Origin of the sequence: Pedobacter rhizosphaerae (assembly GCF_900111155.1) — a bacterium.
Lineage (GTDB): Bacteria > Bacteroidota > Bacteroidia > Sphingobacteriales > Sphingobacteriaceae > Pedobacter > Pedobacter rhizosphaerae.
Genome location: NZ_FOGG01000032.1, coordinates 1 through 25,938 on the forward strand (window position 1 = coordinate 1; position 25,938 = coordinate 25,938).

29 protein-coding genes are annotated in these 25,938 nt (G+C 38.4%); 21 read left to right on the forward strand and 8 right to left on the reverse strand.

Translation table 11 applies throughout. The features are described 5' to 3' along the window. Positions 1–229: DUF4372 domain-containing protein (locus tag BMX11_RS19185; RefSeq protein ID WP_139180231.1), on the reverse strand; the 229-nt coding region annotated here is incomplete at its 3' end. Positions 230–665: 436 nt separating this feature from the next. On the opposite strand from BMX11_RS19185, the gene gcvP reads away from it, so the two are divergent. Both gcvP and BMX11_RS19195 read left to right on the forward strand, forming a co-directional pair. Beyond that, the gene (gene gcvP / locus BMX11_RS19190) at positions 666–3,542 is read left to right on the forward strand and encodes an aminomethyl-transferring glycine dehydrogenase (RefSeq protein WP_090887446.1); all 2,877 of its coding nucleotides are present in this window, start codon (positions 666–668) and stop codon (positions 3,540–3,542) included. A 505-nt stretch (positions 3,543–4,047) separates the two neighbouring features. After that, entirely contained in the window at positions 4,048–4,635 is a 588-nt protein-coding gene (locus BMX11_RS19195) for a YceI family protein (protein WP_090887449.1), read from the forward strand. Between the two features lie 150 nt (positions 4,636–4,785). On the opposite strand, the gene BMX11_RS19200 is transcribed toward BMX11_RS19195, so the two are convergent. Beyond that, positions 4,786–5,553 (reverse strand): MBL fold metallo-hydrolase, encoded by a 768-nt coding sequence (locus tag BMX11_RS19200; RefSeq protein WP_175474620.1) that lies wholly within the window; start codon positions 5,551–5,553, stop codon positions 4,786–4,788. Between the two features lie 127 nt (positions 5,554–5,680). Between BMX11_RS19200 and BMX11_RS19205 the strand changes: the two genes are divergently transcribed. The 13 genes from BMX11_RS19205 to BMX11_RS19265 all read left to right on the forward strand — a co-directional run bounded on the left by BMX11_RS19205 (position 5,681) and on the right by BMX11_RS19265 (position 15,473). Beyond that, positions 5,681–7,006, forward strand: coding sequence for a sulfatase-like hydrolase/transferase (locus BMX11_RS19205; protein ID WP_090887452.1), 1,326 nt, complete (start codon positions 5,681–5,683; stop codon positions 7,004–7,006). A 73-nt stretch (positions 7,007–7,079) separates the two neighbouring features. Then, entirely contained in the window at positions 7,080–8,780 is a 1,701-nt protein-coding gene (recJ, locus tag BMX11_RS19210) for a single-stranded-DNA-specific exonuclease RecJ (protein ID WP_090887455.1), read from the forward strand. Between the two features lie 82 nt (positions 8,781–8,862). Beyond that, positions 8,863–9,597 carry an LPS export ABC transporter ATP-binding protein gene (gene lptB / locus BMX11_RS19215; RefSeq protein WP_090887458.1) on the forward strand — a complete coding sequence of 245 codons (735 nt, stop codon included), beginning with the start codon at positions 8,863–8,865 and terminating at the stop codon, positions 9,595–9,597. Between the two features lie 4 nt (positions 9,598–9,601). After that, positions 9,602–11,119 (forward strand): GH3 auxin-responsive promoter family protein, encoded by a 1,518-nt coding sequence (locus tag BMX11_RS19220; protein ID WP_090887461.1) that lies wholly within the window; start codon positions 9,602–9,604, stop codon positions 11,117–11,119. 35 nt (positions 11,120–11,154) lie between these two features. Further along, positions 11,155–11,370: a hypothetical protein gene (locus BMX11_RS19225; protein ID WP_090887464.1), complete on the forward strand. Its 216-nt coding sequence runs from the start codon at positions 11,155–11,157 to the stop codon at positions 11,368–11,370. Positions 11,371–11,375: 5 nt separating this feature from the next. Then, positions 11,376–11,792: a putative toxin-antitoxin system toxin component, PIN family gene (locus tag BMX11_RS19230; protein WP_090887467.1), complete on the forward strand. Its 417-nt coding sequence runs from the start codon at positions 11,376–11,378 to the stop codon at positions 11,790–11,792. 7 nt (positions 11,793–11,799) lie between these two features. Beyond that, positions 11,800–12,210 (forward strand): hypothetical protein, encoded by a 411-nt coding sequence (locus BMX11_RS19235; protein WP_090887468.1) that lies wholly within the window; start codon positions 11,800–11,802, stop codon positions 12,208–12,210. Beyond that, entirely contained in the window at positions 12,203–12,835 is a 633-nt protein-coding gene (locus BMX11_RS19240; protein ID WP_245738721.1) for a DUF2306 domain-containing protein, read from the forward strand. Before BMX11_RS19235 ends, BMX11_RS19240 begins: the two co-directional genes overlap by 8 nt. Further along, positions 12,832–13,716 (forward strand): YARHG domain-containing protein, encoded by an 885-nt coding sequence (locus BMX11_RS19245; RefSeq protein ID WP_090887473.1) that lies wholly within the window; start codon positions 12,832–12,834, stop codon positions 13,714–13,716. The genes BMX11_RS19240 and BMX11_RS19245 overlap by 4 nt, the downstream gene beginning before the upstream one ends. 16 nt (positions 13,717–13,732) lie before the next feature. Beyond that, the gene (locus BMX11_RS19250; RefSeq protein WP_090887476.1) at positions 13,733–14,167 is read left to right on the forward strand and encodes a YkvA family protein; all 435 of its coding nucleotides are present in this window, start codon (positions 13,733–13,735) and stop codon (positions 14,165–14,167) included. Then, a complete protein-coding gene (locus tag BMX11_RS24860; protein WP_090887479.1) occupies positions 14,148–14,471 on the forward strand; it encodes a DUF2752 domain-containing protein in 324 nt (107 codons plus the stop codon). Before BMX11_RS19250 ends, BMX11_RS24860 begins: the two co-directional genes overlap by 20 nt. Before the next feature lie 3 nt (positions 14,472–14,474). Next, on the forward strand, positions 14,475–14,960 hold the full coding sequence (locus BMX11_RS19260; protein ID WP_217643874.1) for a CCC motif membrane protein: 486 nt from the start codon (positions 14,475–14,477) through the stop codon (positions 14,958–14,960). Positions 14,961–15,062: 102 nt separating this feature from the next. Continuing rightward, positions 15,063–15,473 (forward strand): BrxA/BrxB family bacilliredoxin, encoded by a 411-nt coding sequence (locus BMX11_RS19265; protein ID WP_090887482.1) that lies wholly within the window; start codon positions 15,063–15,065, stop codon positions 15,471–15,473. Positions 15,474–15,541: 68 nt separating this feature from the next. Here the strand turns inward: BMX11_RS19265 and cdaA are convergent, their stop codons facing one another. The 3 genes from cdaA to folP all read right to left on the reverse strand — a co-directional run bounded on the left by cdaA (position 15,542) and on the right by folP (position 17,882). Beyond that, on the reverse strand, positions 15,542–16,333 hold the full coding sequence (gene cdaA, locus BMX11_RS19270) for a diadenylate cyclase CdaA (protein ID WP_090887485.1): 792 nt from the start codon (positions 16,331–16,333) through the stop codon (positions 15,542–15,544). A gap of 101 nt (positions 16,334–16,434) precedes the next feature. Next, positions 16,435–16,824 (reverse strand): four helix bundle protein, encoded by a 390-nt coding sequence (locus BMX11_RS19275; RefSeq protein ID WP_245738722.1) that lies wholly within the window; start codon positions 16,822–16,824, stop codon positions 16,435–16,437. A gap of 203 nt (positions 16,825–17,027) precedes the next feature. Further along, the gene (gene folP, locus BMX11_RS19280) at positions 17,028–17,882 is read right to left on the reverse strand and encodes a dihydropteroate synthase (protein ID WP_090887487.1); all 855 of its coding nucleotides are present in this window, start codon (positions 17,880–17,882) and stop codon (positions 17,028–17,030) included. A gap of 100 nt (positions 17,883–17,982) precedes the next feature. Between folP and BMX11_RS19285 the strand changes: the two genes are divergently transcribed. Genes BMX11_RS19285 through BMX11_RS19305 form a run of 5 tightly spaced genes read left to right on the forward strand, consistent with a single transcriptional unit; the run spans position 17,983 to position 21,709 of the window. Further along, positions 17,983–18,528 (forward strand): DUF1599 domain-containing protein, encoded by a 546-nt coding sequence (locus BMX11_RS19285; RefSeq protein WP_090887611.1) that lies wholly within the window; start codon positions 17,983–17,985, stop codon positions 18,526–18,528. Between the two features lie 3 nt (positions 18,529–18,531). Next, on the forward strand, positions 18,532–19,683 hold the full coding sequence (locus tag BMX11_RS19290) for a BT_3928 family protein (RefSeq protein WP_090887490.1): 1,152 nt from the start codon (positions 18,532–18,534) through the stop codon (positions 19,681–19,683). 2 nt (positions 19,684–19,685) lie between these two features. After that, positions 19,686–20,741: an ABC transporter permease gene (locus BMX11_RS19295; protein ID WP_090887493.1), complete on the forward strand. Its 1,056-nt coding sequence runs from the start codon at positions 19,686–19,688 to the stop codon at positions 20,739–20,741. A 3-nt stretch (positions 20,742–20,744) separates the two neighbouring features. Continuing rightward, positions 20,745–21,188 (forward strand): DinB family protein, encoded by a 444-nt coding sequence (locus tag BMX11_RS19300; protein WP_090887498.1) that lies wholly within the window; start codon positions 20,745–20,747, stop codon positions 21,186–21,188. Continuing rightward, positions 21,185–21,709: a shikimate kinase gene (locus BMX11_RS19305; RefSeq protein ID WP_090887501.1), complete on the forward strand. Its 525-nt coding sequence runs from the start codon at positions 21,185–21,187 to the stop codon at positions 21,707–21,709. The genes BMX11_RS19300 and BMX11_RS19305 overlap by 4 nt, the downstream gene beginning before the upstream one ends. Before the next feature lie 54 nt (positions 21,710–21,763). Here the strand turns inward: BMX11_RS19305 and crtD are convergent, their stop codons facing one another. Genes crtD through BMX11_RS19320 form a run of 3 tightly spaced genes read right to left on the reverse strand, consistent with a single transcriptional unit; the run spans position 21,764 to position 25,433 of the window. Then, positions 21,764–23,233 carry a 1-hydroxycarotenoid 3,4-desaturase CrtD gene (crtD, locus tag BMX11_RS19310; protein WP_090887504.1) on the reverse strand — a complete coding sequence of 490 codons (1,470 nt, stop codon included), beginning with the start codon at positions 23,231–23,233 and terminating at the stop codon, positions 21,764–21,766. 2 nt (positions 23,234–23,235) lie between these two features. Beyond that, positions 23,236–24,939: a M28 family peptidase gene (locus BMX11_RS19315; protein WP_090887507.1), complete on the reverse strand. Its 1,704-nt coding sequence runs from the start codon at positions 24,937–24,939 to the stop codon at positions 23,236–23,238. A gap of 35 nt (positions 24,940–24,974) precedes the next feature. Further along, a complete protein-coding gene (locus tag BMX11_RS19320; RefSeq protein WP_090887510.1) occupies positions 24,975–25,433 on the reverse strand; it encodes a DoxX family protein in 459 nt (152 codons plus the stop codon). 202 nt (positions 25,434–25,635) lie between these two features. Between BMX11_RS19320 and BMX11_RS19325 the strand changes: the two genes are divergently transcribed. After that, positions 25,636–25,752 carry a phenylalanyl-tRNA synthetase subunit alpha gene (locus BMX11_RS19325; RefSeq protein ID WP_090887513.1) on the forward strand — a complete coding sequence of 39 codons (117 nt, stop codon included), beginning with the start codon at positions 25,636–25,638 and terminating at the stop codon, positions 25,750–25,752. Positions 25,753–25,938 lie beyond the last annotated feature (186 nt).

The following is a 25,938-nucleotide window of genomic DNA, read 5'->3' on the forward strand; positions in this document are numbered from 1 at the left end:
GCCCCAAACGGGTTGAACTTGCCTGGAGCCCTGTTATAAGCTCCCGAAGTGAGGTACAGTGATGAAAACTACTGAATAGCATGGTTACCAAATGATCATAGGTCCTGAACTTTTTACAGTAGCGGTTAGAATGGTATTTCTGAGATAGCTGATCAACTTTGTAACGCGGAATTAAAGAAAGTAACTGTCCAAGGATAGGCTGTCCGGTAAAAAATGTATTTTTGCGCATGGTTTATTTTTAAAGCTTGAGAACTTCAAATCTAAACTATGTAGGGGCTTTGGCCCCTATTTTTTTTCCTTTTTTTCCAGTTTACCGGACAACACTGAGTTCTAAGTCTAGAGTCTATTAGCTGCAGTTTCCAGTGTTTCTAAACCCGACAAACGCGGAAATACTTTTTGCCTGCACTACAATAATATGCTTAAACCGTTGGCAAAAAGATTGGAGCAAATGGCGGGAACAGACTTAAATTTTAGTACAGACCTTGCTTTCCAAATAAATGCATTTTTAAGTAAAAAATGAACAAACGTTTGACTCTGTGTTTACACATAAAATCTATCTATTTTATCGCTTTTAAGTATAAATAAGACACCTTTTTTACACTGATTCATAGTGAAATGCAGGTTGGTTTTGCTACCTTTGCACGCAAATTTATTATTCATACTGCATGAGCTTAAATATCCACTACAAGGAAGAATTTCAGAACCGCCATATTGCGCCAAATCAGGAAGATACTGAGGCGATGTTGCAAAAGGTTGGCGTTAACTCTATCGATGAGTTAATTGAACAAACAGTTCCGGCGGCGATTAGGTTAAAACAACCTTTGAACTTGCCAGCTGCAAAATCGGAGACTGAATATCTGTCTACCTTGAAACAAACTTCATTGTTGAATAAAGTTTTCAAAAGCTTTATCGGTCAGGGTTACTATGATACCATTACACCAGGTGTAATTTTACGTAATGTATTTGAAAACCCGGGATGGTATACCCAATATACGCCTTATCAGGCAGAAATTGCTCAAGGTCGTTTACAGGCTTTGTTAAATTTCCAAACAATGGTTATTGATTTAACCGGGATGGAAATTGCCAACGCATCTTTATTAGATGAAGGTACAGCTGCTGCAGAAGCCATGTTTATGCAATATAGCTTGCGTAAAAATCAGGCTGCTAAGAAATTCTTTGTGTCTGAATTAATTTTTCCTCAAACCATAGATATCTTAAAAACTCGTGCTAATCCTTACGGTATTGAGTTGGTTATCGGAAGCCATTTAGATTTTGTGGCGACTGAAGATTTCTTCGGTGCAATTGTTCAATATCCGGCAGGAAACGGTGAAGTTTTCGATTACAAAAACTTTGCTTCAGAATTGCACAACCAAAATATTAAACTAACCGTTGTTGCCGATATTTTAAGCTTAACCTTATTAACGCCTCCAGGCGAATGGGGTGCTGATGTAGTGGTAGGTACAACACAACGCTTAGGTATTCCAATGGGCTTTGGTGGCCCTCACGCAGCATTTTTTGCAACCAAGGAAGAATATAAACGTTCTATCCCAGGTCGTATTATCGGCGTAACCATCGATAGCCATGGCGATTACGCTTTACGTATGGCTTTGCAAACCCGCGAGCAACACATCCGTAGAGATAAAGCTACTTCAAATATTTGTACTGCACAGGCGCTTTTGGCCATTATGGCAGGTTTCTATGCAGCTTATCACGGTCCGAAAGGATTAAAAGCCATTGCAGAACGTACACACGGTTTAGCGGTTAGCCTGGCATCTACCTTGAAAAATTTAGGTTACGAGCAGTTAAACTCAGCTTATTTCGATACCATTCGTTTCGATTTGGGTGATTTAAAAGGTGGTATCCACTCTGCATGTTTAGATAACGAAATCAATTTGAACTACGTAGGTAATACGGTTACCATCTCTTTTGATGAAACCAGCACTTTCGAAGATGTTCAGTTAATTGCTAAAATTTTCGCTAAAACTAAAGCCATCGCTGGCGATCAGGTAGAGGTTGTAGAAAATGTAGAAACCGTTATTCCAGAATCATTACAACGTACTTCAGCATACTTAACACACCCAATTTTCAATTCGCATCATTCAGAGCATGAAATGTTGCGTTATATCAAATCATTAGAAGCAAAAGATTTATCGCTTTGCCATTCTATGATTGCCTTGGGTAGCTGTACCATGAAATTAAATGCAACGGCAGAGATGATTCCGGTTACCTGGTCTCACTTCGGTCGTATCCACCCATTTGCTCCTTCAGACCAGGTTTTAGGTTACTATTCGGTTTTCAACGAATTGGATAAGTGGTTAAGTGAAATTACTGGTTTCGCAGCCATGAGCTTACAACCCAATGCAGGTGCACAAGGTGAGTATGCAGGTTTAATGGTTATCCGTGCTTATCATCAGGATAGGGGAGATTTCCACCGTAACGTAGCCTTAATTCCAGCTTCAGCACACGGCACTAACCCTGCTTCTGCGGCAATGGCCGATATGAAGATCGTTGTGGTTAAATCTTTAGAAAACGGAAATATCGATGTTGAAGATTTAAAAGCAAAAGCAGAATTACACAAAGACAACCTTTCCTGCTTAATGGTTACTTACCCATCAACGCATGGGGTATTCGAAGAAAGCATTATCGAAATTTGTGAGGTAATCCACGCTAACGGTGGTCAAGTTTACATGGATGGTGCCAACATGAATGCACAGGTTGGTTTAACAAGTCCTGCTAATATCGGTGCTGATGTTTGCCACTTAAACTTACACAAAACATTCTGTATCCCTCACGGTGGTGGCGGTCCGGGTATGGGTCCAATTGGTGTTGCGGCACACTTGGTGCCTTATCTTCCAGGTCATGCAGTAGTAGATATCGATAAAGGAAAATCAATTTCTGCAGTATCATCAGCTCCTTGGGGATCAGCTTCAATTTTAATTATCTCCCATGCGTACATCGCTATGATGGGCAGTGAAGGGTTAACCAACGCTACTAAATACGCTATTTTGAATGCCAACTACATGAAAGCGCGTTTAGAAGAGCATTATCCGGTGCTTTACTCTGGTGCTCAAGGTCGTTGTGCACACGAAATGATTTTAGATTGCCGTTCGTTTAAGGCATTCGGAATCGAAGTAACCGATATCGCTAAGCGTTTAATGGATTATGGTTTCCACGCACCAACCGTTTCATTCCCGGTTGCAGGTACTTTAATGGTAGAGCCTACAGAATCTGAGCCTAAACATGAGTTAGACCGTTTCTGCGATGCTTTAATTGCTATTAAAAACGAAATTACCGAAGTAGAAAACGGTACTTTAGATAAAACAGATAACCCACTAAAAAATGCACCTCACACCGTGGCGGTAATTACTGCTAACGAATGGGATCATGCATATAGCCGCCAAACTGCTGCATTCCCACTTCCTTACGTGTTAGAGCGCAAGTTCTGGCCATCGGTAGGTCGTGTAAACGATAGCCATGGCGATAGATCATTGATCTGTGCCTGCCCTCCGGTAGAGAGCTATTTAGAGGAAATAGTACCTTAATTAGCTTTAAGGTAAAAGACCTAAGGTTTAAGGTTTTTGCAAGATGCTTCGGCGTTTTGTAAAGATCTTAAACCGTTTTTTGTTTATAGACATGTATTCACCTCGCATCTAAATTAGCAAATGATTGGCCGTATTTCATCGGTGCCGGTAGCCCCGCCATTCGTTACAATCTTTTAAAGTAACGGCTGAGAGAATATTCTGGGTTGCTGCTCTTTAAAAGTATTTCCACTGCTGTCGGGTTTAGAAAACACAAGCCGGTGCAGAAAACAAACTATCCTAAAATGACCCTGAACTAAATTCAGGTTGACGACGGTAGCATACAGGTATATTCACTATCGCTGCTATTTAAAATTAAAACGTCCTACCCATTAAACCTCATTAAGAAATTATAGTCCATTAAAGCGGATTGAAATAATTCAGATTATTTTTGAAAATCTTAACATAGGTCAACAACAAGGGACAGACCTTAATTATATATTTGTATCATAATTTAAAAAACCAGAAAATGAAATTAAAAATCAGCTCAATTTTTTTATTAGTAGCAGTTGTAGCTTTATCAGCTTTCAAAAACCCTACTAAACCAGTTACTTATACAGTAGATGCAGCTAAATCATCTATCACTTGGTTAGGTAAAAAAGTAACAGGATCTCACAACGGTACTATTTCTTTAAAATCAGGATCTATCAACGTTGATGGAAAGAAATTAACCGGCGGAACATTTGTAATCGATATGACTTCTATTAAAGATGCTGATGGTAGCGCTAAATTAGAAGGTCACTTAAAAGCAGACGATTTCTTTGGTTCAGCTAAATTCCCAACTTCAACTTTCGTGATTACTAAAGTTGCTGGTTCAGGTGCTAACGTAACTGTTTCAGGTAACTTAACAATCAAAGGAATTACAAAACCATTAAGCTTCCCTGCATCTGTAACTACAAACGCAGATGGTACTGTAAGTGCTGTTGCTGGTAAAATCGTAGTAGACAGAACTAAATATGACATCAAATATGGTTCTAAATCATTCTTTGATAGCATTGGCGATAAAGCAATCAACGATGAGTTCGAAATTGGCGTGAAATTAGTAGCTGCTAAATAATTTAAAAATAATTCAACAAAAAAGGGTTTTCATTGTGAAATGGAAACCCTTTTTTAGTATCGAGTATCGAGTAATTAGTATCAAGTAATTGGTATCAAGTATCAAGATTGGGCACCAACAAACTAAGACTCGTGACTGTAAGCAACAGACTTAAGACTTAACCACAAACCCGCCCTCAATTTCTTCTACAAAACCTGTTGCTGCGCTTTTACCGTGATAGAATAAACATTCCCAGTTTTCTGCAGCGGCTCTTTTACCAAATTCCTTGCGCAATTCCATCGCTTTGCGGCCATCAAAATCGTACTTAGCAATAAAATTCTTGATCAGTTCTTCGGGCTCAGGCAAAACATCACCACCAAAAAATATTTTCTGATTGCCCTCGGTTAACAAGAACACAATATGATTTGGACAATGTGCACCTGTAAATTCATAGGCTATCGTTTCATCTAAATTTCCATCCCCCTCAATAAACTTTAACTGTGCATTGCGTTGAATAACATCGAAAATATCGGTGTGGTATGACGAAGAGGTGCTGCTAAAAGCAGTTTCCCATTCTCCTCGGTTAATCACATATTCCGCATCCGGGAAACTTAACTCCATCTTGTCGCCCAATTGATGTACCATCCCACCCGAGTGGTCATAATGTAAGTGCGACATTAAAACTTTGGTTACATCTGTAGGATCGAAGCCTGCATTTCTGATGTTTTTATGCAAAATTAACTCACCATGATCATCGCTGAAACCTAGGCCCGTATCAAATAAAATCAGGTCATTTTTCAACTCCACCAAAAAGGGTTGTACATTAATGAATAAAGAAGCTGGCCGGTCTTTAAAACTATGAATAGCTGGGTCGAAAGGAATAAATTTCTTGGTTGCATCAACCGAATAGGTTCCTTCGTATAATGTATGTACTTGCAAAATGTTACGTTTTTTATTTACCAGTAAAGTTAAGCGAAACAATCTAAATGTAATATCATATTAGTAAAAGCTTGGATACTTCCTTTTATTATAAAATATCATTCCTAAATTCAGGCAAATTATTTCAATGAAAGCTGCATTTATTATTTTTCTTTCTTTATTTAGTATTTCGCTAACAGCTAACGCCCAACAAAAGCCAAATGTAATTATTGTATTGGCAGATGATATGGGCTATGCAGACATTGCCTGTTATGGCAGTCCGCTCAACAAAACACCATTTTTAGATAATATGGCAGCCAAAGGAGTAAAGGCAACCAGCTTTATCACTACTTCGCCTACCTGTACTCCTTCAAGGGCCTCTTTACTTACCGGTAGATATTGTAGCAGGATGGGACTGCCACATCCTATTGGTCCGGGCGACAAGAGTGGGATACCTGAAGATGAAGTAACCATTGCGCAAATGCTTAAAACATCGGGCTATGCTACCGCCTTAGTTGGGAAATGGCATTTAGGAGATTATGGTGTTTCTTTGCCTAATAAAAAGGGTTTTGACGAGTTCTATGGCATGCTATACAGTCATGATTACCGTGCACCTTACGTGAAAACCGATACGGTGATTAAAATTTTCAGAAATACCAAGCCTGAAATATATAAACCTCACGATAGTATTTTAACTCAATCTTATACAAAAGAATCTGTCAGTTTTATTAAGCGGAGTGCCCAGGCAAAAAAGCCCTTCTTTTTATACCTGGCTCAAAATTTACCACACTTACCTGTTGCCTTTGCAGGTCAAAAAAGTAGAAAAGCACCATCGGCTGGAGGAGAATTGGGTGATGTAATTGAAGATATGGATGCCGGCCTGGCTGAAATATGGAAACAGGTGGTGGCTTCCGGGCAGGCAGATAATACGATTTTTATTTTTACCAGTGATAATGGTCCATGGACAAATGCACCTCAACGCATGTACGATGATGGTTTTACGCAATCCTATCATGTAGGTTCGGCCGGCATATTCAGAGGATCAAAGGCTGTTTCTTATGAGGGTGGGCATCGGGTTCCGTTTATTGTGTATTGGAAGGGACATACCTTAAGTAATACCCAGTTAACCAAACCACTATCTAATCTGGATGTATTTCCAACATTAGCCGAATGGACTAAATCCAAACTTCCGAACCGTGTTTATGATGGCGAGTCTGTTGCAGGTTTACTCACTAATCCAAAATACAATAAAGTGCATCGCCCAATTTACTACCATAATTATGTGTTAGAAGGGCTGAGAGATGGCGATTGGAAGCTAAGAATTACTAAAAAAGATAACCAGGATTTCTCAGAACTTTATAACCTATCCTGGGATCCATCGGAACGGGTAAATTTAATCAATGATGTCAGGTATAATACTCAAAAGGAACAGCTTTTAGCCTTGTTTAAAGCTTATCCGGGCAATACGAAGTAATAAACATTCTGATTAGGGAGATGATTTTCCAATATTCAATTAAAATGTATATTTACTGTTCGGAAAATAGACAATGGAAAAAAGATGGGTGCTGGCATCAAGTTGTAACGATGCTACTGTTAATGAGATTTCAGATCAACTCAATATCGATCGGGCACTAGCCCAAATATTGGTACAAAGGAATATTTGCAGCTTTGAGGAAGCCAGAAATTTCTTCAGACCTGAGCTTACCCACCTCCACGATCCTTTTTTAATGAAGGATATGGACAAAGCCATTGATCGAATTGACCTTGCCCTCCAAAAAGGAGAGAAAATACTCATTTATGGCGATTATGATGTAGATGGAACCACGTCTGTTGCCCTGGCTTACAGCTTTTTTTCTCAACTTACGTCCAATATCGAATACTATATACCCGATAGATATCTGGAAGGGTACGGTATTTCTACAGCTGGTATTGATTACGCTGCTGCCAACGGCTTTACTTTAATTATTGCTTTGGATTGCGGCATTAAATCGATCGATAAAATTGATTATGCGAATACTTTCGGGATTGATTTTATCATCTGCGATCACCACTTACCTGGAGATACGATTCCAAATGCCCTGGCTGTTCTTGATCCTAAAAGAAGCGATTGCGAGTATCCATTTAAAGAGCTGGCAGGTTGTGGCATAGGATTTAAACTGGCACAGGCTTATTGCCAGAAGCATGATCTGCCTAAAGAAAAATTTCTTCAATATTTAGATCTGGTAATGGTGAGCATTGCGGCTGATATTGTACCGGTTGTAGGAGAAAATCGCATTTTGGCCTATTACGGATTGAAGAAGCTCAATAGTAATCCATGCGAAGGGTTAAGGGCTTTAATGGAGGTATCAGGCAAAACAGAAAACTATACCATTACCGATGTAGTATTTACCCTTGGGCCAAGAATTAATGCTGCAGGGCGGATAGATCATGCCAAACATGCGGTAGCCATGTTGCTATGCCAGGTAGATGGAAATGCACTGGAGCAAAGTGTAGAAATTAACCTTAAAAATACGGAACGTAAAACCTACGACCAGGATATAACCCGCGAAGCCTTAGCACTGATAGGAGACAGCGAGGTACTGATCAATAAAAAAACCACTGTTGTATTTAACGAAAATTGGCACAAAGGCGTAATCGGGATTGTAGCTTCTCGCTTAACAGAGAAATATTATCGTCCAACTATCGTTCTTACTAAGTCTAATGGTCATGTAGCAGGTTCGGCACGTTCGGTAGCAGGATTTGATTTATATGAGGCGCTAAGTGGTTGCGCACATTTACTAGATCAATATGGCGGACATAAGTTTGCTGCGGGTTTAACCATGCAACAACAAAATGTAGATGCCTTTGCTGATAAATTTGAAGAAATTGTTTCCGCTACGATTACGGATGAGCTGTTAATTCCGATGATTAAAATCGATGCAGAAATAGAACTGGCTCAGATTGATGGTAAGTTTTTTAGGGTATTGGCACAGATGGGGCCTTTTGGGCCGGAAAATATGTCGCCTATATTTGTAACCCATGGTGTTTATTTAGCCCAGCATGCCATGACAGTAGGGGCAAATCATTTAAAAATTAATATAAAACAACAAAATTCGCCTATTTTTGAGGGCATTGCATTTGGATTGGCAGAATTTGAAAAACTTTTACAACCAAAAGTTCCATTTTCTGTTTGTTATACGATAGAAGAAAATGTGTGGCGGGATAAAAAGCGTTTGCAACTCAATATTAAAGGAATAAAAGTTAATTAAATATATCCTGGTGTTATCTTGAACCTTGTTGAAGGACATTTCGACAAGCTCAATGTGACTACCAAGAGGATCATTTATATATATGATATTAAGAGCCGAAAATCTGGTTAAAAAATACAAACAACGAACTGTTGTTAACGATGTGTCATTCAATGTAAGCCAGGGAGAAATTGTTGGTTTACTTGGCCCCAACGGAGCAGGTAAAACCACATCATTTTACATGATTGTAGGTTTGATTAAACCTAACGAGGGTCGAATCTTCTTAGAAGATGAGAATATTACCGAAGATGCCATGTACCGCAGGGCACAAAAAGGCATTGGATATTTGGCTCAGGAAGCTTCAGTTTTTAGAAAATTAACTGTTGAAGAAAATATTCTGGCCATTTTAGAGATGGGAAATATGAGTAAAGAGGAGCAACGCGAGAAGCTTGAAGAACTCATTAATGAATTCAGTTTACACAAGGTGCGGAAAAACCGTGGCGATTTACTTTCGGGAGGAGAACGCCGCCGAACAGAAATTGCCCGTGCTTTGGCTGCAAATCCTAATTTTATTCTACTGGATGAACCATTTGCTGGGGTAGATCCAATTGCAGTAGAAGAAATTCAAAGCATTGTTGCCAAACTGAAGCACAAAAATATTGGTATTTTAATTACCGACCACAACGTACAGGAAACACTTTCCATTACAGATAGAGCTTACCTCTTATTTGAAGGCAAGATATTAGAGCAGGGTGTACCTGAGGTGCTGGCAGAAAATGAAATGGTTAGAAAGGTATATTTAGGTTCGAATTTCGTACTCAAGCGTAAAAAATTCTAGTTGCATGGCAATTGTAAACTCGATATTTACCTGGTTAATGAAAAAGCGTATCCACCAGATAGAGCTTTTCATGAAATATCCTTATGATGTTCAGGAAGAATGGTTTCATAGCCTGATTGATAGTGCAGAAAATACAGAATGGGGAAAGTTATACGATTATAAAACCATACTCAGTACCCAGCAATTTCAGGAACGCGTACCCATTCAGAATTATGATACTTTAAAGCCCTACATTGAGCGTATGCTCAATGGTGAGCAAAATATACTCTGGCCTTCAGACATTAAATGGTTTGCCAAATCATCGGGTACTACCAGCGATAGAAGTAAATTTATCCCGGTTTCGCAAGAATCATTAGAAGAATGCCACTTTAAGGGGGGTAAGGATATGTTATCTATCTATTGCAACAACCGGCCAGATAATCAGATGTTTACCGGGAAAGGTCTGGTTTTAGGTGGTAGTCATCAGGTAAATCAATTAAATGAAGATTGTTTCTATGGAGATTTATCGGCCGTTCTGATTAAAAACCTACCCATTTGGGCCGAGTATTACCGCACGCCAGACATGTCTATCGCTTTGATGGATAATTACGAAGTAAAGATGGATCGCATGGCAGAAGCCACGATTAATGAGAACGTGACCAGTATTTCTGGGGTACCCACCTGGACCATTGTTCTGGCTAAAAAGGTGTTGGAACTTACCGGAAAAAGCAACTTATTGGAAGTTTGGCCAAATTTAGAATTATACGTTCATGGAGCAGTAAATTTTGCACCCTATAGAGAGCAGTTTAAACAGTTGATTCCATCAAGCGAGATGTATTATCTCGAAACGTACAATGCATCTGAAGGTTTCTTTGGGATTCAGGATCAGGATAATTCTGAGGAAATGTTGCTGATGTTGGATTATGGCATTTTCTACGAATTTGTTCCCCTGGAAAATATTGGGGAAGAAAACCCTAAAGCTTTGTTGCTCGGAGAAGTAGAACTTCATAAAAATTACGCAATTGTAATTTCTACCAATGGTGGCCTCTGGCGATATATGATTGGAGATACCATTCAGTTTACTTCCCTGGCACCTTATCGCATTAAAATTACCGGGCGTACCAAGCACTTTATCAATGCCTTTGGAGAAGAAGTGATTATTGATAATGCGGAACAAGCCTTAACCAGGGCATGCCAGGCTACCGGAGCAGAGATTAAGGATTATACGGCCTGCCCAATTTACTTTAAAGGTGAAAATGCCGGTGGTCACGAGTGGATTATCGAATTTTGTAAACAGCCCGATGATTTCGATAAGTTTGTCGATGTTTTAGACAATACCCTTCGTGAAGTGAATTCTGATTATGATGCCAAGCGCTTTAAAGATATGGCCCTGGCCAGGCCAACTGTTCACCGTGCTGCATGCAATACTTTTTATAACTGGCTCAAAGCAAAAGATAAACTTGGAGGCCAGCATAAAGTGCCTCGCCTGGCCAATGAAAGGAAATATGTAGATGATATTTTAGCGATGATGAAATCGGGGTAAATTAGTTATATTTGTTTTTAATTCATAAGGAAAACATGGATGCTACGGGAAGATTAACAAATGTTCAGCTTGAGTTATTAAAATTATTTCAATATAATTTACCTGAAGCGCAATTAATGGAGATTAAAGAAATCTTAGCGAAATACTTTGCCAAATCTGCTTCTGATGAGATGGATAAATTGTGGGAAAGAGAGAACTGGGATGAAAATACTATTGAGTCTCTGAAAAACGAACATCTACGAAAGAAATAACATAGATGAAAGTTGTACTGGATATTAATGTACTTCTCATTTCGATTCCCCAAAAATCAAAATTTAGGCCTATTTTCAATGCTATTATTAATGGAACGTTTAATATTGTTATAAGTAACAATATTCTTAGTGAGTATGTGGAGATTATTGAACAGAAAACAACGCCTTTAATTGCTAGTAATATTGCAGAAATGCTTCTCAATTTAAGTAATGTGCAGAAAGTTGAAATTTACTTTGAATGGAAGTTAATTCAATCTGATGTAGACGACAACAAGTATGTTGACGCTTACATATGCAGCAATTCTGATTATCTTGTCACAAATGATCAACACTTCAAGATATTAAAACAAATAGATTTTCCTTCTGTCAAGCTTTTGAGCATTGATGAATTCTTATCTTTGATAGAAAACGATAAAAAATAACTCCTGAATGCGCTATCTCTACCTTCTTTTAACATTCCTTTCCATTAACGCTTTCGCTCAAACGAAGGAAAGTTATAAAGCTCAAATTGCTTATAAAATTGTAGAAAGCGCACCAAAGTATAAACAATATACTAAAGGTTTATATGAAAGAGTTGTTAAAAATGGAGGAACTTCTTATGGTTTAATGCTGGAGTCGAGTCCAAATCCTAAAGCTGATCTTTCGCAAGCGTATTCTAAAACTTACGATTTTAATCTCCATGAAAGCTATTCGGATAGAATGCCTGTAATTGCCAGGTTTGTTTTCGATCCTGCTAAAAAACAATTATATGAAGAAGACACAGTAGAAGCGAGGCTAATACCAATAGCTTTCGATCGGAAATTATTGGTCTTGTTTAACAAAAGTGATGGGTTTGAATAAAACTATCCATTACAAGCGCCTCATCTGGCTATTGGTTTTTGCATTTTTCTTTTGGTTAATGCTTCGCATTACGCTACGGTATATTCCGGTTCAAGCAGATAATGCCTTTTTGCAGATCAAGCAAACAGAAGTAACCAGCGTAAAAGGGTATCTCCTTGTTTTTTACATTCATGTATTCAGTGCCATATTTGTGCTTTTTGCTGGCTTTACACAGTTTAACAATAGCATCTTAACCACCAGAACCAAAATACACCGCTGGTTTGGCTACCTATATACAGTGGTCGTCTTAGCCTTTGCCGCGCCATCTGGAATATTTATTGGCTGGTTTGCAAATGGTGGATTAATCGCCAGAATCGCTTTTGTTATACTGGGGCTGCTGTGGTTCTGGTTTACGCTAAAAGCCATTCTATCGATTCTAAAGAGGGATGTAAAAGGACATCAAAAATTTATGTACCGCAGTTTTGCCCTGGCTACTTCAGCCATCACTTTGCGCCTGTGGAAAGTTATTTTAGTATATTTATTTCATCCTGCACCAATGGATTTATATCAAATCATTGCCTGGTTAGGATGGATACCTAATTTGTTAATAGCCGAGTGGATCATTAAAAAGAAAACTACCCCATGAAAAACATCTTATTACTCTCTTTAATCTGCCTTACCTTGTTTGCCTGTAAGGAAACTAAAAAAAAGAACAACACTGAAAAGACCACCGCAGTAGCACAAGCCGAAATCCATCAGGAACTTTATGGCTCATGGGTGGGTGATTTCCTGGATGCTGGGGCCGAAAGCTATGAAGGTGGCGATTATGATTACATCAAGAAACTTAATATCATCATCAAAAAGATTACGAAAGATACTGTTATTGCGCAAAGTATAGTATCTGGAAATAACCGACCCTTGTTTGGTAAAATGTCTGAAGATGGAAGTAAGATTACATTTGTACTCGACGAACCTGGTACACATAAGTTCGATGGACGATTCGAAATTGAGCTGGTAGGAGATACCCTGAAAGGGAAATGGAATGCTTATAAAACAGAACTTAAATGGCCTGAAAAGGAATATAAGCTGATCAAAAGGCAGTTTGTTTATAACCCGGACTTAATGTTGCCATCAGAAGCCAGTTATGTGGATTGGAATGATCATAAATTTGTTGAAAAGTTAGATACCCTCGAGGATGGGAAAATAGATACTGCCGCCATGGATTTTTACAGGAGTGCCTCCGATCAGATTTTTAAATTGAATGCATCTGCTCATGTACTAAAGGAGCAGGATTTAAAGAACTTAAGAAAACTTGATCTCCAGATTCTTAAAAATACCATTTTCGCCAGACATGGATATGCCTTTAAAAAAGATACTTACAGACAGTTTTTTGATCCCGTAGAATGGTATATTCCTATTTCCAGTAACGTTGACGATCAATTAACGTCTATAGAAAATAAAAACATTAAGTTAATAGATCGGTTTACCAAATATGCCGAAGACAATTATGATACTTTCGGCCGTTAATATGTAAAGCAAAGGCATGAAATTAAACAGGCAAAAGATATTAGACTTTTTCCGGAAGTCGGAAAATAGGGCTACGGTTATATTAAAAGATAAAACTGAGGCCAATGCTGCCATCCAGGAGGCTTTAGGAAAGGCCGTAACCTACCGAAGCGATTTAGAAGGCGTTTGGGATAAGCTGGTTTTGCTATATGCTGTTGCCAAAGATTACGTTAATGGCGAATACAGGGAAATTCCCAAACGTTCTATCGTAGCCATTGTAGGTGGTTTGGTATACTTTCTTTCACCAGTGGATGTAGTTCCTGATTTTGTGCCTGTGCTTGGCTTTATAGACGATATCTTTGTATTAAACCTCGTTTATAAGCAAGTTGTAAAAGATCTGGAGAAATATAAATCCTGGAAGGAAAGCCAGGTGAAGGAAATAGGAGATCTGGATGGTTCTGCAGCTTTGTAATGTGATCGATTGGCTTAGCCATCATCTTTTAAGTTGCCCATTTAAGGCTATGTCGGGCATAGATTGCCCGGGCTGTGGATTACAACGTTCCATTTTGGCATTGCTGAAAGGAGATGTTATTAATTCATTTAAGCTCTACCCGGCAACGATTCCATTAATATTTATTCTTATTTTCACGCTATTACACTTAAAAATGGAATTTGAGCATGGTGCTCGATTAATAAAAATCGTTTATGCAGGAGTTGCAGTAATTATCTTAATCAATTACATTTACAAAATATACACTCATCAACTTATTAGCTAAATTATGTCAGAAAACGCATCGAATCCTTTTGAAAACCAACCAGAAAAACCAGTTCATACCGAAGTAACGCCAGTTGTACCAGAAAATAATGGTCCCGGCAATACACCTCCATTTCAGCAACCTCCACCATTTGGTCAGTTTGGCGGTGGCATGGGGCAACAAAACTTACCTAATTCAACCATTGCATTAGTTTTAGGCATTATTTCCATTCCAGGCTGTTGCTGCTACGGTGTATTGGGTTTAATTTTAGGTATTATTGCCTGGGTTTTGGGCGGTAAAGACATTAAACAATATGCTTTAAATCCAGCGGCTTATTCATTACCATCTTACAAAAATGCCAAAGCGGGTAAAATTTGTGGGATTATTGGTGTGGTATTAGGTGCTTTGTATCTTATTTTCATCATTGCATTTGTCATTTTCTTCGGCTGGGCTGCATTACAGGATCCAGAACTAATGAAAGAGATGTTAAGAGAAAAAGGCTTACAATAATTTCAATATTTAATTTTACCTTAAAAATATAAATCGAACGGTAGGTGCCGTTCGATTTTCTTATTTTTGTATCGTAAAGTTGTAAATAAAAAACTCAAGATAATGTATCCAGAATATTTAGTTGAACCTATGCGTAAGGAATTAACCAACGTGGGTTTCGAAGAATTAAAAAATGCTCAAGAGGTTGATGCAGCAATCAAAGGCGAAGGCACTGTTTTTGTTGTCGTAAATTCTGTTTGTGGTTGCGCGGCGGCAAATGCTCGTCCTGCGGCTAGAGCAGCAGCGGCACATGCAAAACATCCTGATAAATTGGTAACCGTTTTCGCTGGTATGGAAAAAGAAGCTGTAGATCAAGCTAGAAACTATATGTTGCCTTATCCTCCATCTTCGCCTGCAATGGCACTTTTTAAAGATGGTAAATTGGTTCACATGATCGAGCGTCACCAGATTGAAGGCAGACCAGCTCAAATGATTGCTGATAATTTAATTGGCGCTTTTGAACAATATTGCTAAGCTATTTTAAGTTAAACTAAAAAGACCATCTTTTTAAACAGGATGGTCTTTTTTATAAAAGTTTAATTTTAAAAGTCTTTATTTAAAAGCTTTTCCAGCTCACCGAAGGAAACATTCATTCTCACACGGCCTTGCTTGGCATAAGAGATTTCGCCAGTCTCTTCAGATATAATCACTGCCACAGCATCTGTTGTTTCAGAAACTCCAATACCTGCCCGGTGTCTTAATCCAAATTGAGAAGGTAGCTGATCATTATCCGTTAGGGGTAGAATACAGCTGGCACTTTTGATTTTATTCTCAGAAATGACCACAGCGCCATCATGTAGGGGACTATTCTTTTGGAAAATACTTTCCAGTAAACGTTTTGATATTTTCGCATCTACTACTTCGCAACTGTTGGCAAAGAATTGTTCGTCATAAAATTTTACAAAAACAATAAGTGCCCCTGTGCGGGTCTTCTTCATGCTTTTACAGGCATCTATAATGGGTTTTATTCTGGCCAAGTTGTTCCTCTCTATCTCTTTCCTGCCGAAAAGGTAGCCCCACCAGGCTTTATTCTTTTGTAAAAAGGCATTTTTACCAATGAGCAAAAGAAATCTTCGGATCTCTTGCTGGAAAATGACAATGAGCGCTATAATGCCTACGCTCATAAATTTTTCAATTATGGTCGTTAACAGCTCCATGTGGAGTGCTTTAACTACCCAATAAAAAACGGTGATAATAAACATGCCCACCAGCAGATTTACGGCGAGCGTATTGCGTATTAGCGTATAAACATAATAGATTAACAATGCCACCAGCACGATATCAACCACATCTGTTACGGATACTTTTAGAAAATCGAAATCAAATCCTTTCATTAAGGGCAAGATAATAAATATTGTTTAATTGATCATGTGGTGAGTTGGTGAAGTGTTGAGCTGGTGAGTTGTACCTGGGAGCATAACTTTTTCAAACGACATTAAGCTCTATTTAATATTGCTGTGCGTAAAGCATTGATTTTGTTCGTTAATTCTTCCAACTTTAAGCGGAAAGCGTAATAATCGTCATCGCTAATATATTCTAAATCGTGGGCACCAATAAGGTGATTAATAGTCTCAATAGCGCTAGCATAGGCCATTGATGCGAAATGAGCTTGATCTTTGGCTGTGATTCTTGATGAGCCTTCCGCTAAACAATCGCTGATACTGCTCACCGATCGCTTAACCTGGCTAGTTAAACCAAAGATTTCTTCCTTAGGGAATTTCTTTGTTAAAAGGTAAATTTCCTTTCTAAAAATTCGCGCTTTTTGCCAGGTTTCTAATTTTTCAAATGAATATACATACATAACATTGCTTTTAATAAACATCATGTTATGGCTCAGTAACAATAGGGCTATACAAAGTACAAAATATTATTTAAGGATGTAATCATAATATTTTCCAAAAGAACAATGGCATTACTAGCAATTTATCAACGCTGTAGTTGATAGTTACTTATTTAAAAAAGTCTTAAGCGGTTTAGCAACATTTCGTATGGCGTCTTGACTGCTCACCGACTAAACAATTAGCCAACTCACCCATTTAATAGCCCCACCAACTTCACACACTCCACGGCTTCCTTAACATCATGAACCCTTAAAATCTTAGCTCCTTTTTGGAGTGCGATGGTGTTGAGAACGGATGTTCCGTTTAATGCTTCTGCAGCGGTAATTTCAAGGGGTTTATAGATCATTCCCTTTCTGGAGAAGCCAACAAGTATGGGTAGGCCAAATAGTTGGAAATCTTCCATTTTCTGAAGAAGTTCGTAGTTATGTGCTATCGTTTTTCCAAAACCAAAACCTGGGTCTAAAATTACATCATGTATTTTTAAGGACCTGATCTGTTCTACCTTTTTGGAAAAGTAGTCTACTACGTCGAGTAATACATTGTTATAAACAGGAGCCTGCTGCATCGTTTGCGGAGTTCCCTGCATGTGCATAAAGATGTATGGAACTTGCAGCTTAGCTACCGTTTCGAGCATCTCGTCATCCATATCGCCAGAAGCAATATCGTTAACAATGTGTGCACCCGCCAGGATGGTTTCTGCTGCAACCTTTGCTCTAAAGGTATCAATAGACATGATGGCTTCAGGGAAGGTTTTCGAGATACTTTCTACTACAGGAACCAATCTCTGTAATTCCTCATCTGTAGATATGTCTTTTGCGCCTGGTCTTGAAGAATATCCTCCGATATCGATAAAAGAAGCACCTTCGGTTAAAAATTGTTCTGTCTTTCTTAAGGCTTCATCAATGGTGGCTGTTCTGCTTTTATTGTAAAATGAATCGGGGGTAATATTTAAAATTCCCATCACCTTTGGTGTGCTCAAATCAAAGAGCTTTCCTTTTATATTTAAGCTTTGTTTAGCTTGGAAAAAGTTTTTTTCTGACATAATAAAACCCGTTCAGGATTTGTGTTTCGCTATAAAAATGTATCTTTAGCTTTTGTTTTTTCGAAACAAAAATACACTAAAACTACTTAATACATCAGCTTTGACACAAACAAATACCGCTATAGAATTTGATGAAGTGATTGCAGTCTGCAGATCATTATTCCTGAAAAAAACAAAAGACTATGGCACTGCATGGCGCATTTTAAGGCCAAGTTCTATTACCGATCAGATCTTTATCAAAGCGCAACGTATCCGTACATTGGAAGAAAAAAAGGTGAGCAAGGTAGGTGAAGATGTGACTTCAGAATATATAGGGATTATTAACTACTGCGTTATTGCCATGCTTCAATTAGAGCTTGCCGGCGATGCACCTTACGAATTGCCATTTGAGCAAGTGGAGCAGGGTTTTGAAGAAAAGGTTCAGGAAACGAGGGATCTAATGTTTGCTAAGAATCATGATTATGGAGAAGCCTGGAGAGATTTGCGTATCAGTTCCTTAACAGATTTGATTCTGATGAAAATTCTAAGAGTTAAACAAATAGAAGATAACGAAGGTAAAACGCTCGCCTCTGAAGGGGTAAAGGCAAATTACCAGGACATGTTGAATTATTCCGTTTTTGCGTTAATAAAATTAGGTGTACGATAGATAATGAAGAATTTTTTCCTTGCTTTTGCCAGATTTTTTGTAGGTGCTTTATTTATTTTTTCAGGTTTAATCAAAGCCAATGATCCTTTAGGATTTGGCTATAAATTGCAAGAGTATTTCGAAGTTTTCCACCTTAACTTTTTAAATGGAATGGCTACAGGCATAGCCATTTTGCTTTGTACGCTGGAAATTATTCTTGGCGCACTTTTACTTTTAGGCTTCTGGAGTAAAAAAGTGGCCTGGGGATTACTCCTGCTGATTATCTTTTTTACATTATTAACGTTTATCTCTGCTGCATTTAAAGTAGTAACCAGCTGCGGCTGCTTTGGAGATGCCATTCCACTTACGCCATGGCAGTCTTTCTCTAAAGATTTGATTCTTTTGGTATTAATAACATACATCTTCGTTAAGAAAGATTTGATCAAGCCCGTTTTGAAAAAGGAGCGCGTTCAGGTAAATATTGCTGTCGTAGTTACGGTTTTGTCATTGGGCTTTGGCTTGTATACCTACAACTTTTTACCCATTATCGATTTTCTACCTTACAAGGTTGGCGCACATATCCCTTCATTAATGGTGATTCCTCCGGGAGAAAAGCCCGATGAATTTGAGATCATGTATCACTTGAAAAACAAGGCCACTAAGGCAGAAAAAGACATGAGCGATAAGGAGTATCTTAAAACAGAAATCTGGAAAGATGACAACTGGGAAATCGTAGGTGAGCCTTCCAAAAGATTAGTAAAAAAAGGTTTTGAGCCTAAAATTAAGGATTTAATCATCACCGATGCATCGGGTACAGATTATACGAAGGAATTAATTGAGAACCCTTATTATAATTTGGTTTTCGTAGCTTATGACCTTAAAAATACGAACGTAAAAGCCATTGGAAACTTAAACGCTTTGGCTTTGAATGCTACACAGCAATTTAACATCCGTACGGTTTTGTTAACTGCCAATTCTGCTCAGGATGCAGAGGTTTTTGTTAAAAAGAATAACCTTTTTTCAGAAGTATTTTATGTAGATGCAGTGCCTTTAAAAAGTATGGTGAGGGCAAACCCCGGAGTATTATTGCTAAGAAATGGGGTGGTTGTAAATAAATGGCATTACCATAATGTTCCCACCTTTGATCAGTTAAGCAAGAAGTACTTTAATAAATAGCGATGTTAAATTATGCACTAAAAAAGATCATGTACGGTTTCCTGGTTATGGCCGGGGTTGTGCTGGTGGTTTTTGTGCTGTTTAATATTTTACCGGGTGATCCTGCCCGGATGACCATGGGACAAAGGGCAGATGTACAATCTTTAGAGGCGGTGCGCAAAGAATTTGGCTTAGACCGTTCTAAACCCATGCAATTTGTATTGTATGTAAATGATCTTTCTCCTGTGTGCTTGTTAGATACTGATAGTACTACACAGTCTAAATACCATTGCTTTATACTGATTAATTTCAAGAAAAAAGCGCTTGTTTTAAAGCTGCCCTATTTACGTAGTTCTTATCAAACTAAACGTGATGTTACTGCAATTCTCTCAGAAACAGTACCCAATACCTTTATTTTAGCCTTAACAGCGATGTTTTTTGCAACGCTCATTGGCGTATTTCTTGGAGTACTTTCGGCTGTTTACAAAGATTCGTGGATTGATAAAACAGCCAATGCATTCGCGATTTTGGGTATTTCTGCACCTTCATTTTTTGCAGGTATTATTATTGCCTGGCTTTTTGGTTTTGTGTTGAGCGATTTTACTGGTTTAAAAATGAGTGGAAGCCTCTACAGTTACGATCCCTTTAAAGGCGAAGTTTTGACCTTACGGAATTTATGGTTACCCATGATTACTTTAGGTTTAAGACCATTGGCTATTATTGTACAGCTTACCAGAAGTGCCATGCTGGATGTTCTCGCACAAGATTACATCCGGACGGCAAGAGCAAAGGGCTTAAGCAGAAACGCCATTATTTATAAACACGCGCTGAGAAATGCCATGAACCCTGTGGTAACCGCAATTTCGGGCTGGTTTGCCTCTTTACTGGCAGGTTCATTTTTTGTAGAATATATTTTTGGATATAATGGTTTGGGTAGAACTACCGTTTCTGCATTAGAAATGTCGGATTTTCCGGTGGTAATGGGCTCTATTTTATTTATTGCATTTGTGTTTGTAGTCATCAATATTCTGGTCGATATTTTATATGCCTATATTGATCCAAGAGTAAAGCTGGTTTAAAAGATGATAACGGAAATAGTGAAATACACGGAAGCGGCCGATCAAAGGATTATATCAATGTTTGATACAACGGAGATTGATATGCCAGAAGCAGAACGCCTGTTTAGTCACGTTTTAAATGCCCAACATGTTTGGCTGCAACGAATTTCAGGTAATGTGCCGCTTTACGGAATTTGGCAGGTACATCCTAAAATTCAATTCGCGGATATTTCAGTAGCCAATTTTGGTCAAATAAAATCTGTTTTATCCAATCGGGATTTAGAGGAGCAAATTACATATCAAAATTCTATTGGAGACCAGTTTCAGAATACCATTGCCGAAATTTTATTTCAATTATTAAATCATTCTACTTATCATCGTGCACAAATAGCAACACTGTTTAAAAGGGAGGGTTTAACACCACCCATAACAGATTATATTATGTTTAAACGCAATCACTTGTTATGAAAGTTTTTTTGATCGGATTTATGGGCTGCGGTAAAAGTACTAAGGCAAAGCAATTGGCACACCGTTTAGAATGCCCGGTTATTGATTTAGATGCAGAGATTGTAGCTAAATCGGGCAAAACCATAGCAGAATATTTTGAAGCTTATGGCGAGAGTGGATTTAGAAATTACGAAAGTGAAATGCTGAAAACCTATCCTTACCCAGAAACTTGCGTGATAGCAACTGGTGGAGGCTTACCTTGCTTTTTTGATAACATGGATTGGATGAATGCCAATGGCGAAACGGTATACCTTCAAATGGAGCCTGCTCAATTGGTATCCCGATTACATAACAGACACAAACGTCCGCTAATCAAAGATATGGACGATGAGCAATTATTGGCTTTTATTCAGGTTAAACTGAAAGAAAGAGATCAGTTTTATACAAAGGCTAAGCTGATCATAAATGCATTCGATCTGGATGCAGAAAAACTGGAAGAGGAGATTGTTAAGGGGAAGGCTTCATCCGTTGTTAATCATTAAGATCAAATCATCTGCATCGCATATCGAGGCTATATCATAAAGATTAACAAGGAGTTAATCCATCTCCTCAGCCACAATTTTTGCCGATAAAAGCGCCAAGGGGATTCCACCTCCGGGATGAACACTTCCACCGCAAAAGTAGAGATTCTTAATTTTAGTGCTGAAATTTGGGTGTCTTAAAAAGGCAGCAAACTGATTATTTGAGCTGTTTCCATATAAGGATCCCTGATAGGAGCCAGTTTTATATTCTATGGTTCTGGGATCAAGAGTTCGCTCGCAGAGAATATCCTTTTCAATATTTCGGTTAAGTATGCGACTTATCTTTTCAATGATATTCCCTCGAGCCTCTTTAATGAGGACATCCCAATCCTGACCGTTGTTTGCCGGAACATTGATCATTACAAACCAATTCTCACAATCGTTCGGCGCATCTTTTCTAATGTGCTTGGAAGTAATGTTGATGTATATGGTTGGATCGGGGCTAATGTTTTTCTCCTGCCAAATCGCATCAAATTCCTTTTTATAATCGGAGGCAAAGAGAATGTTATGTAGACCTAAGTCATTGTAGTAATTATCCATTCCCCAATAAAAAATTAAGGCCGAACTACTTCGTTCCTGTTTCAGGAGTTTTTCTGGCGCGGGAAAGTGTTTGAGCAGGTTTTTGTACGTAAACCATATGTCTAAATTCGAAACAACCACATCTGAAGGGATCAATTTATCGTTAACTTTTATTCCTGAGATTTTGGGTTTAGCGGCCGTGGTGTAAGTAATTTCTTCTACCCGTTGGCTGTAGCGAAAACGCACCCCTAAATCTTCAGCTAATTTTACCAGCGCCTTTACAATACTATACATCCCAGCCTGAGGTAAAAATGCACCGAAATGGTATTCAAAATGAGGAATTACATTTAATGTTGCAGGAGCCTGGTAAGGGTTAGAACCATTGTATGTTGCGTAGCGATTAAAGAGCTGAACTATCCGGGCATCTTTAAAAAATGCTTGGTTAGCCCTGTTTTGCGTTCTGAAGGCATCTATTTGGCCAAAGCGAAAAACAGATTTTAAGGTATCCCAGTGCAGGTAACTTTTAATTTTGTGAAGGGTTCTTTCTAAAAATACACGATGAGTAACCTGATAAATGGTGTTGCTTTTAGTTAAGAATTGGGTTACTTCCTTTTCTGTAGAAATGGTTTTATCGGCAATTTCCCTGGCAAACTTATTCGTATCGGCGGTGGCTGTTAATCGAAGCCCATCTTCATAAAAATAGCGACATATTTCTGGTAATTTTTCATATTGGAAATAGTCTGATGGATTTTTATTGGCCAGTTTAAAAAGTTCATCAACATATTGTGGCATGGTGAATAGGCTGGGGCCTGCATCAAACCTGAACCCATTGAATTCAATTTCTGACAGTTTTCCACCGGCATAGGCATTGGCTTCGTACACTTCAACCTGGTAACCTTTTACTGCTAATCTTATTGCGGTAGCAATTCCGCCAATTCCAGAACCGATAATAATTGCTTTTGGCATAGTTACTTTAACGCTTCAAGATAAGTTTGTGTTTGCTTCTCCAGTTCATTGGTCGCAAATTTAATCGCCGAACCTACTCTGGTTGTTTCTGATTTAACAGGCATTTTATTTATGGTTGCTAAGGCATCGACATACCATTTGCTCCACACTTGTAGGATATGCTTTTCATCAGCTGGATTTTTACCGGTTAGAATCGCTGTTTTGCTCAATTCATATTCTGTTTTCAAACGTATTAAGGCATCAGTTTTCACTTGGTTAACAACTTTAATAGCCATGGTTTCATCAGCTGAGATTAGCGCATAAGCCGCCGTTAAACCACTTATCCCTAAGTTTCGCATTTCTGTAGGTGAAACTTTATCAATCCGGTCATTATCGGTATGGTAGAAAACATCGGTGAAATGCCACATCAACAGGCCCGGAATTTTATTCTGTAAAAAAGGAGTATGGTCACTCCCCCCTTCAAACGGGTTATAATTGACTGTCCAGTTTGCAAACTGACCTTGTTTTTTACAGATGTCAAATATGAAATCGTTAAAATAATGAGGGAAAAGATCTTTTTCGGTTACGTCACCGGCACCCCATTCGGTATGTTTATCTGCACCTCTTGTCCAGATGGCAGAAGGATCAGGCATTTTTTCAATTAAAAAAGAACCACCTGTTTTTTGAGTGTCTTCACCTACCATATCTAAACTCATACCCCACAAAATACCTTTTGCCCTGGCAGTATCTTCTGTGATATATCTTCTGGTAGATACAATCTCATCGCCCCATAAAAAGGTAAGGGTTCTTTTCGGATTGATTTTTTTCTCCTGGTATAATTGAGCCGTTAGCCGCGCCATTTCCGCCAATGTACCCACACCACTGGCATTATCGTTTGCGCCTGGTTCCTGAACGTGAGCACTAAATACAAAGCGTTCATCTGGATTTACACTTCCTTTAACATTGGCTACAAGGGTTAACTCTTCTGCTTGGTAGCGCTTGGTTTGAATATTCACCTTTAATTCTGGACTACCGCTTAAGCAAGCTTTTTTTAACTTTTCCTTTGCTGCATAAGATAGAAATAGGGCCCATATTGGACTATCAGTGCCCATGCTTCCAAATTGAATGGAGGTTTGGTGTTTCTCTGGTTGAGTGTAAGCAGGCATAGAATAACCCAATACACCTATGGCACCTGCTTTTGCCGCAATATTTATCAAACGTGATGGGTTCGCCTCCGTAAAAAGAATCTTTCCTTTCAGATCCATTTTCTCAATTTCTGCTGGAACAATTTTAGGAATAAAAACCACAGGAGCAGAAACCCCTTCTGCATGAGTCGATCCACAATTGATGGGAATCATATTGCGATTGGTTTTAAAAGAAAGGAGGGGAGCAGGTTCACCAATGATATTAATGCTGGCATTTACTGGCTCCCAGGTAGACTGTTTCATATTCCGCTTCTCTATCCTATAGGTTAGCGGAGCTTCGAATTCACTTTGTTTTTGTTCTACAAAACCTGCCTTTTTTAAAATATCTTCAACATAACGGATACTCGCATTGAATCCTGTATTCCCTGGAACGCGAAAATACTGCTCCACGAATTTTGTGGTTTCAAAAGCATTTTTTTCTTTAAAGCCTGAGCGGGTTAATTTAAAGTTCTCATCTATTGAGGTTTGGGCATACGTTGATAATCCCGCAAAAAGCAGGGTGATTAGCACTTTCGTTTTCATTAGCGAAAGATACTAAGAAAAATTAATGGCTTGTACTAAGCGTATCGCTTTCCTGGTTTATGTTTGAAGCTTTCGTCAACAGATAAAGGGCCAGAGCCAACTACCCAAAACAAAATTAACAGGAAGAGTACAATTACAGATAGCCACAATTCTGAGTTGAGCATGGAAAATCCTTGAGTTAAGTTAACAAAGAATACTGCGGATATCAGAATTGGAATCTGGATCACCACTGCGAATCGGGTTACCAATCCCAGAGTAATTAAGATACCACCAACTAAATGGGCAAAGGCCACGACATGAATAGCCATACTAATCATCATACCGGAAAAACCAAATACATTGTTTTCAGTGATCAGATTTTGAAGTGTAGTGGTATCGCTAATGAATGATACACCTTTGCCAAAGATGATGAGGCCGAGCAAGATGCGTAAGTAGTCTAACCACTTTGCGTGATGAACATCGCCCCAATGCTCAATTTTACGGATAACGTTCATAATGAACCTCCATTTTTAGTGAAATGATATATTAAGTTACGCACTTAAATCGGTTTTATCAAGGTGTTTGGTAGAATTTAATAAAGCCTGCAGGAGTAATTACAGTTTGATAATCTGGAAGTAATTTAATGAAAATTTAATATATACCGTTTTGGTTTTTGGTATAAAATTGTTATTATTGTGGAAATGAGGAGGTTTTATCATGAGCAAAGAAATATTAGAGTTTACCGTAGAACTGGATGAAAAGTTCGAACTGCAATTTAATTGGTTAGATAGTTTTTGGGCTGCAGCGGCTGAAGTTTTGTTTAACATCAAGTAGGTTTCTACACGCTGTCTTGCTACTTTATACTAGTTACTCGATACTATTCAAACATTAAGAAGTTAAGGAAAGTTAAGTTTTAGTCACTAGCCACAGTTGGTTGCTTTTATTTAGCTTTATTCTTTCAGCTTCTTTGTTCTTTTCTACGCGCTGTCTTGCTACTTTATACTAGTTACTTGATACTAT

Excerpts from the sequence above, each read along its gene's own strand:
- gcvP (WP_090887446.1), top strand. The coding sequence starts at position 666 with ATGAGCTTAAATATCCACTACAAGGAAGAATTTCAGAACCGCCATATT.
- BMX11_RS19195 (WP_090887449.1), top strand. The coding sequence starts at position 4,048 with ATGAAATTAAAAATCAGCTCAATTTTTTTATTAGTAGCAGTTGTAGCT.
- BMX11_RS19205 (WP_090887452.1), top strand. The coding sequence starts at position 5,681 with ATGAAAGCTGCATTTATTATTTTTCTTTCTTTATTTAGTATTTCGCTA.
- recJ (WP_090887455.1), top strand. The coding sequence starts at position 7,080 with ATGGAAAAAAGATGGGTGCTGGCATCAAGTTGTAACGATGCTACTGTT.
- lptB (WP_090887458.1), top strand. The coding sequence starts at position 8,863 with ATGATATTAAGAGCCGAAAATCTGGTTAAAAAATACAAACAACGAACT.
- BMX11_RS19220 (WP_090887461.1), top strand. The coding sequence starts at position 9,602 with ATGGCAATTGTAAACTCGATATTTACCTGGTTAATGAAAAAGCGTATC.
- BMX11_RS19225 (WP_090887464.1), top strand. The coding sequence starts at position 11,155 with ATGGATGCTACGGGAAGATTAACAAATGTTCAGCTTGAGTTATTAAAA.
- BMX11_RS19230 (WP_090887467.1), top strand. The coding sequence starts at position 11,376 with ATGAAAGTTGTACTGGATATTAATGTACTTCTCATTTCGATTCCCCAA.
- BMX11_RS19235 (WP_090887468.1), top strand. The coding sequence starts at position 11,800 with ATGCGCTATCTCTACCTTCTTTTAACATTCCTTTCCATTAACGCTTTC.
- BMX11_RS19245 (WP_090887473.1), top strand. The coding sequence starts at position 12,832 with ATGAAAAACATCTTATTACTCTCTTTAATCTGCCTTACCTTGTTTGCC.
- BMX11_RS19250 (WP_090887476.1), top strand. The coding sequence starts at position 13,733 with ATGAAATTAAACAGGCAAAAGATATTAGACTTTTTCCGGAAGTCGGAA.
- BMX11_RS24860 (WP_090887479.1), top strand. The coding sequence starts at position 14,148 with ATGGTTCTGCAGCTTTGTAATGTGATCGATTGGCTTAGCCATCATCTT.
- BMX11_RS19260 (WP_217643874.1), top strand. The coding sequence starts at position 14,475 with ATGTCAGAAAACGCATCGAATCCTTTTGAAAACCAACCAGAAAAACCA.
- BMX11_RS19265 (WP_090887482.1), top strand. The coding sequence starts at position 15,063 with ATGTATCCAGAATATTTAGTTGAACCTATGCGTAAGGAATTAACCAAC.
- cdaA (WP_090887485.1), bottom strand. The coding sequence starts at position 16,333 with ATGAAAGGATTTGATTTCGATTTTCTAAAAGTATCCGTAACAGATGTG.
- BMX11_RS19275 (WP_245738722.1), bottom strand. The coding sequence starts at position 16,824 with ATGATGTTTATTAAAAGCAATGTTATGTATGTATATTCATTTGAAAAA.
- folP (WP_090887487.1), bottom strand. The coding sequence starts at position 17,882 with ATGTCAGAAAAAAACTTTTTCCAAGCTAAACAAAGCTTAAATATAAAA.
- BMX11_RS19290 (WP_090887490.1), top strand. The coding sequence starts at position 18,532 with ATGAAGAATTTTTTCCTTGCTTTTGCCAGATTTTTTGTAGGTGCTTTA.
- BMX11_RS19295 (WP_090887493.1), top strand. The coding sequence starts at position 19,686 with ATGTTAAATTATGCACTAAAAAAGATCATGTACGGTTTCCTGGTTATG.
- BMX11_RS19300 (WP_090887498.1), top strand. The coding sequence starts at position 20,745 with ATGATAACGGAAATAGTGAAATACACGGAAGCGGCCGATCAAAGGATT.
- BMX11_RS19305 (WP_090887501.1), top strand. The coding sequence starts at position 21,185 with ATGAAAGTTTTTTTGATCGGATTTATGGGCTGCGGTAAAAGTACTAAG.
- crtD (WP_090887504.1), bottom strand. The coding sequence starts at position 23,233 with ATGCCAAAAGCAATTATTATCGGTTCTGGAATTGGCGGAATTGCTACC.
- BMX11_RS19315 (WP_090887507.1), bottom strand. The coding sequence starts at position 24,939 with ATGAAAACGAAAGTGCTAATCACCCTGCTTTTTGCGGGATTATCAACG.
- BMX11_RS19320 (WP_090887510.1), bottom strand. The coding sequence starts at position 25,433 with ATGAACGTTATCCGTAAAATTGAGCATTGGGGCGATGTTCATCACGCA.
- BMX11_RS19325 (WP_090887513.1), top strand. The coding sequence starts at position 25,636 with ATGAGCAAAGAAATATTAGAGTTTACCGTAGAACTGGATGAAAAGTTC.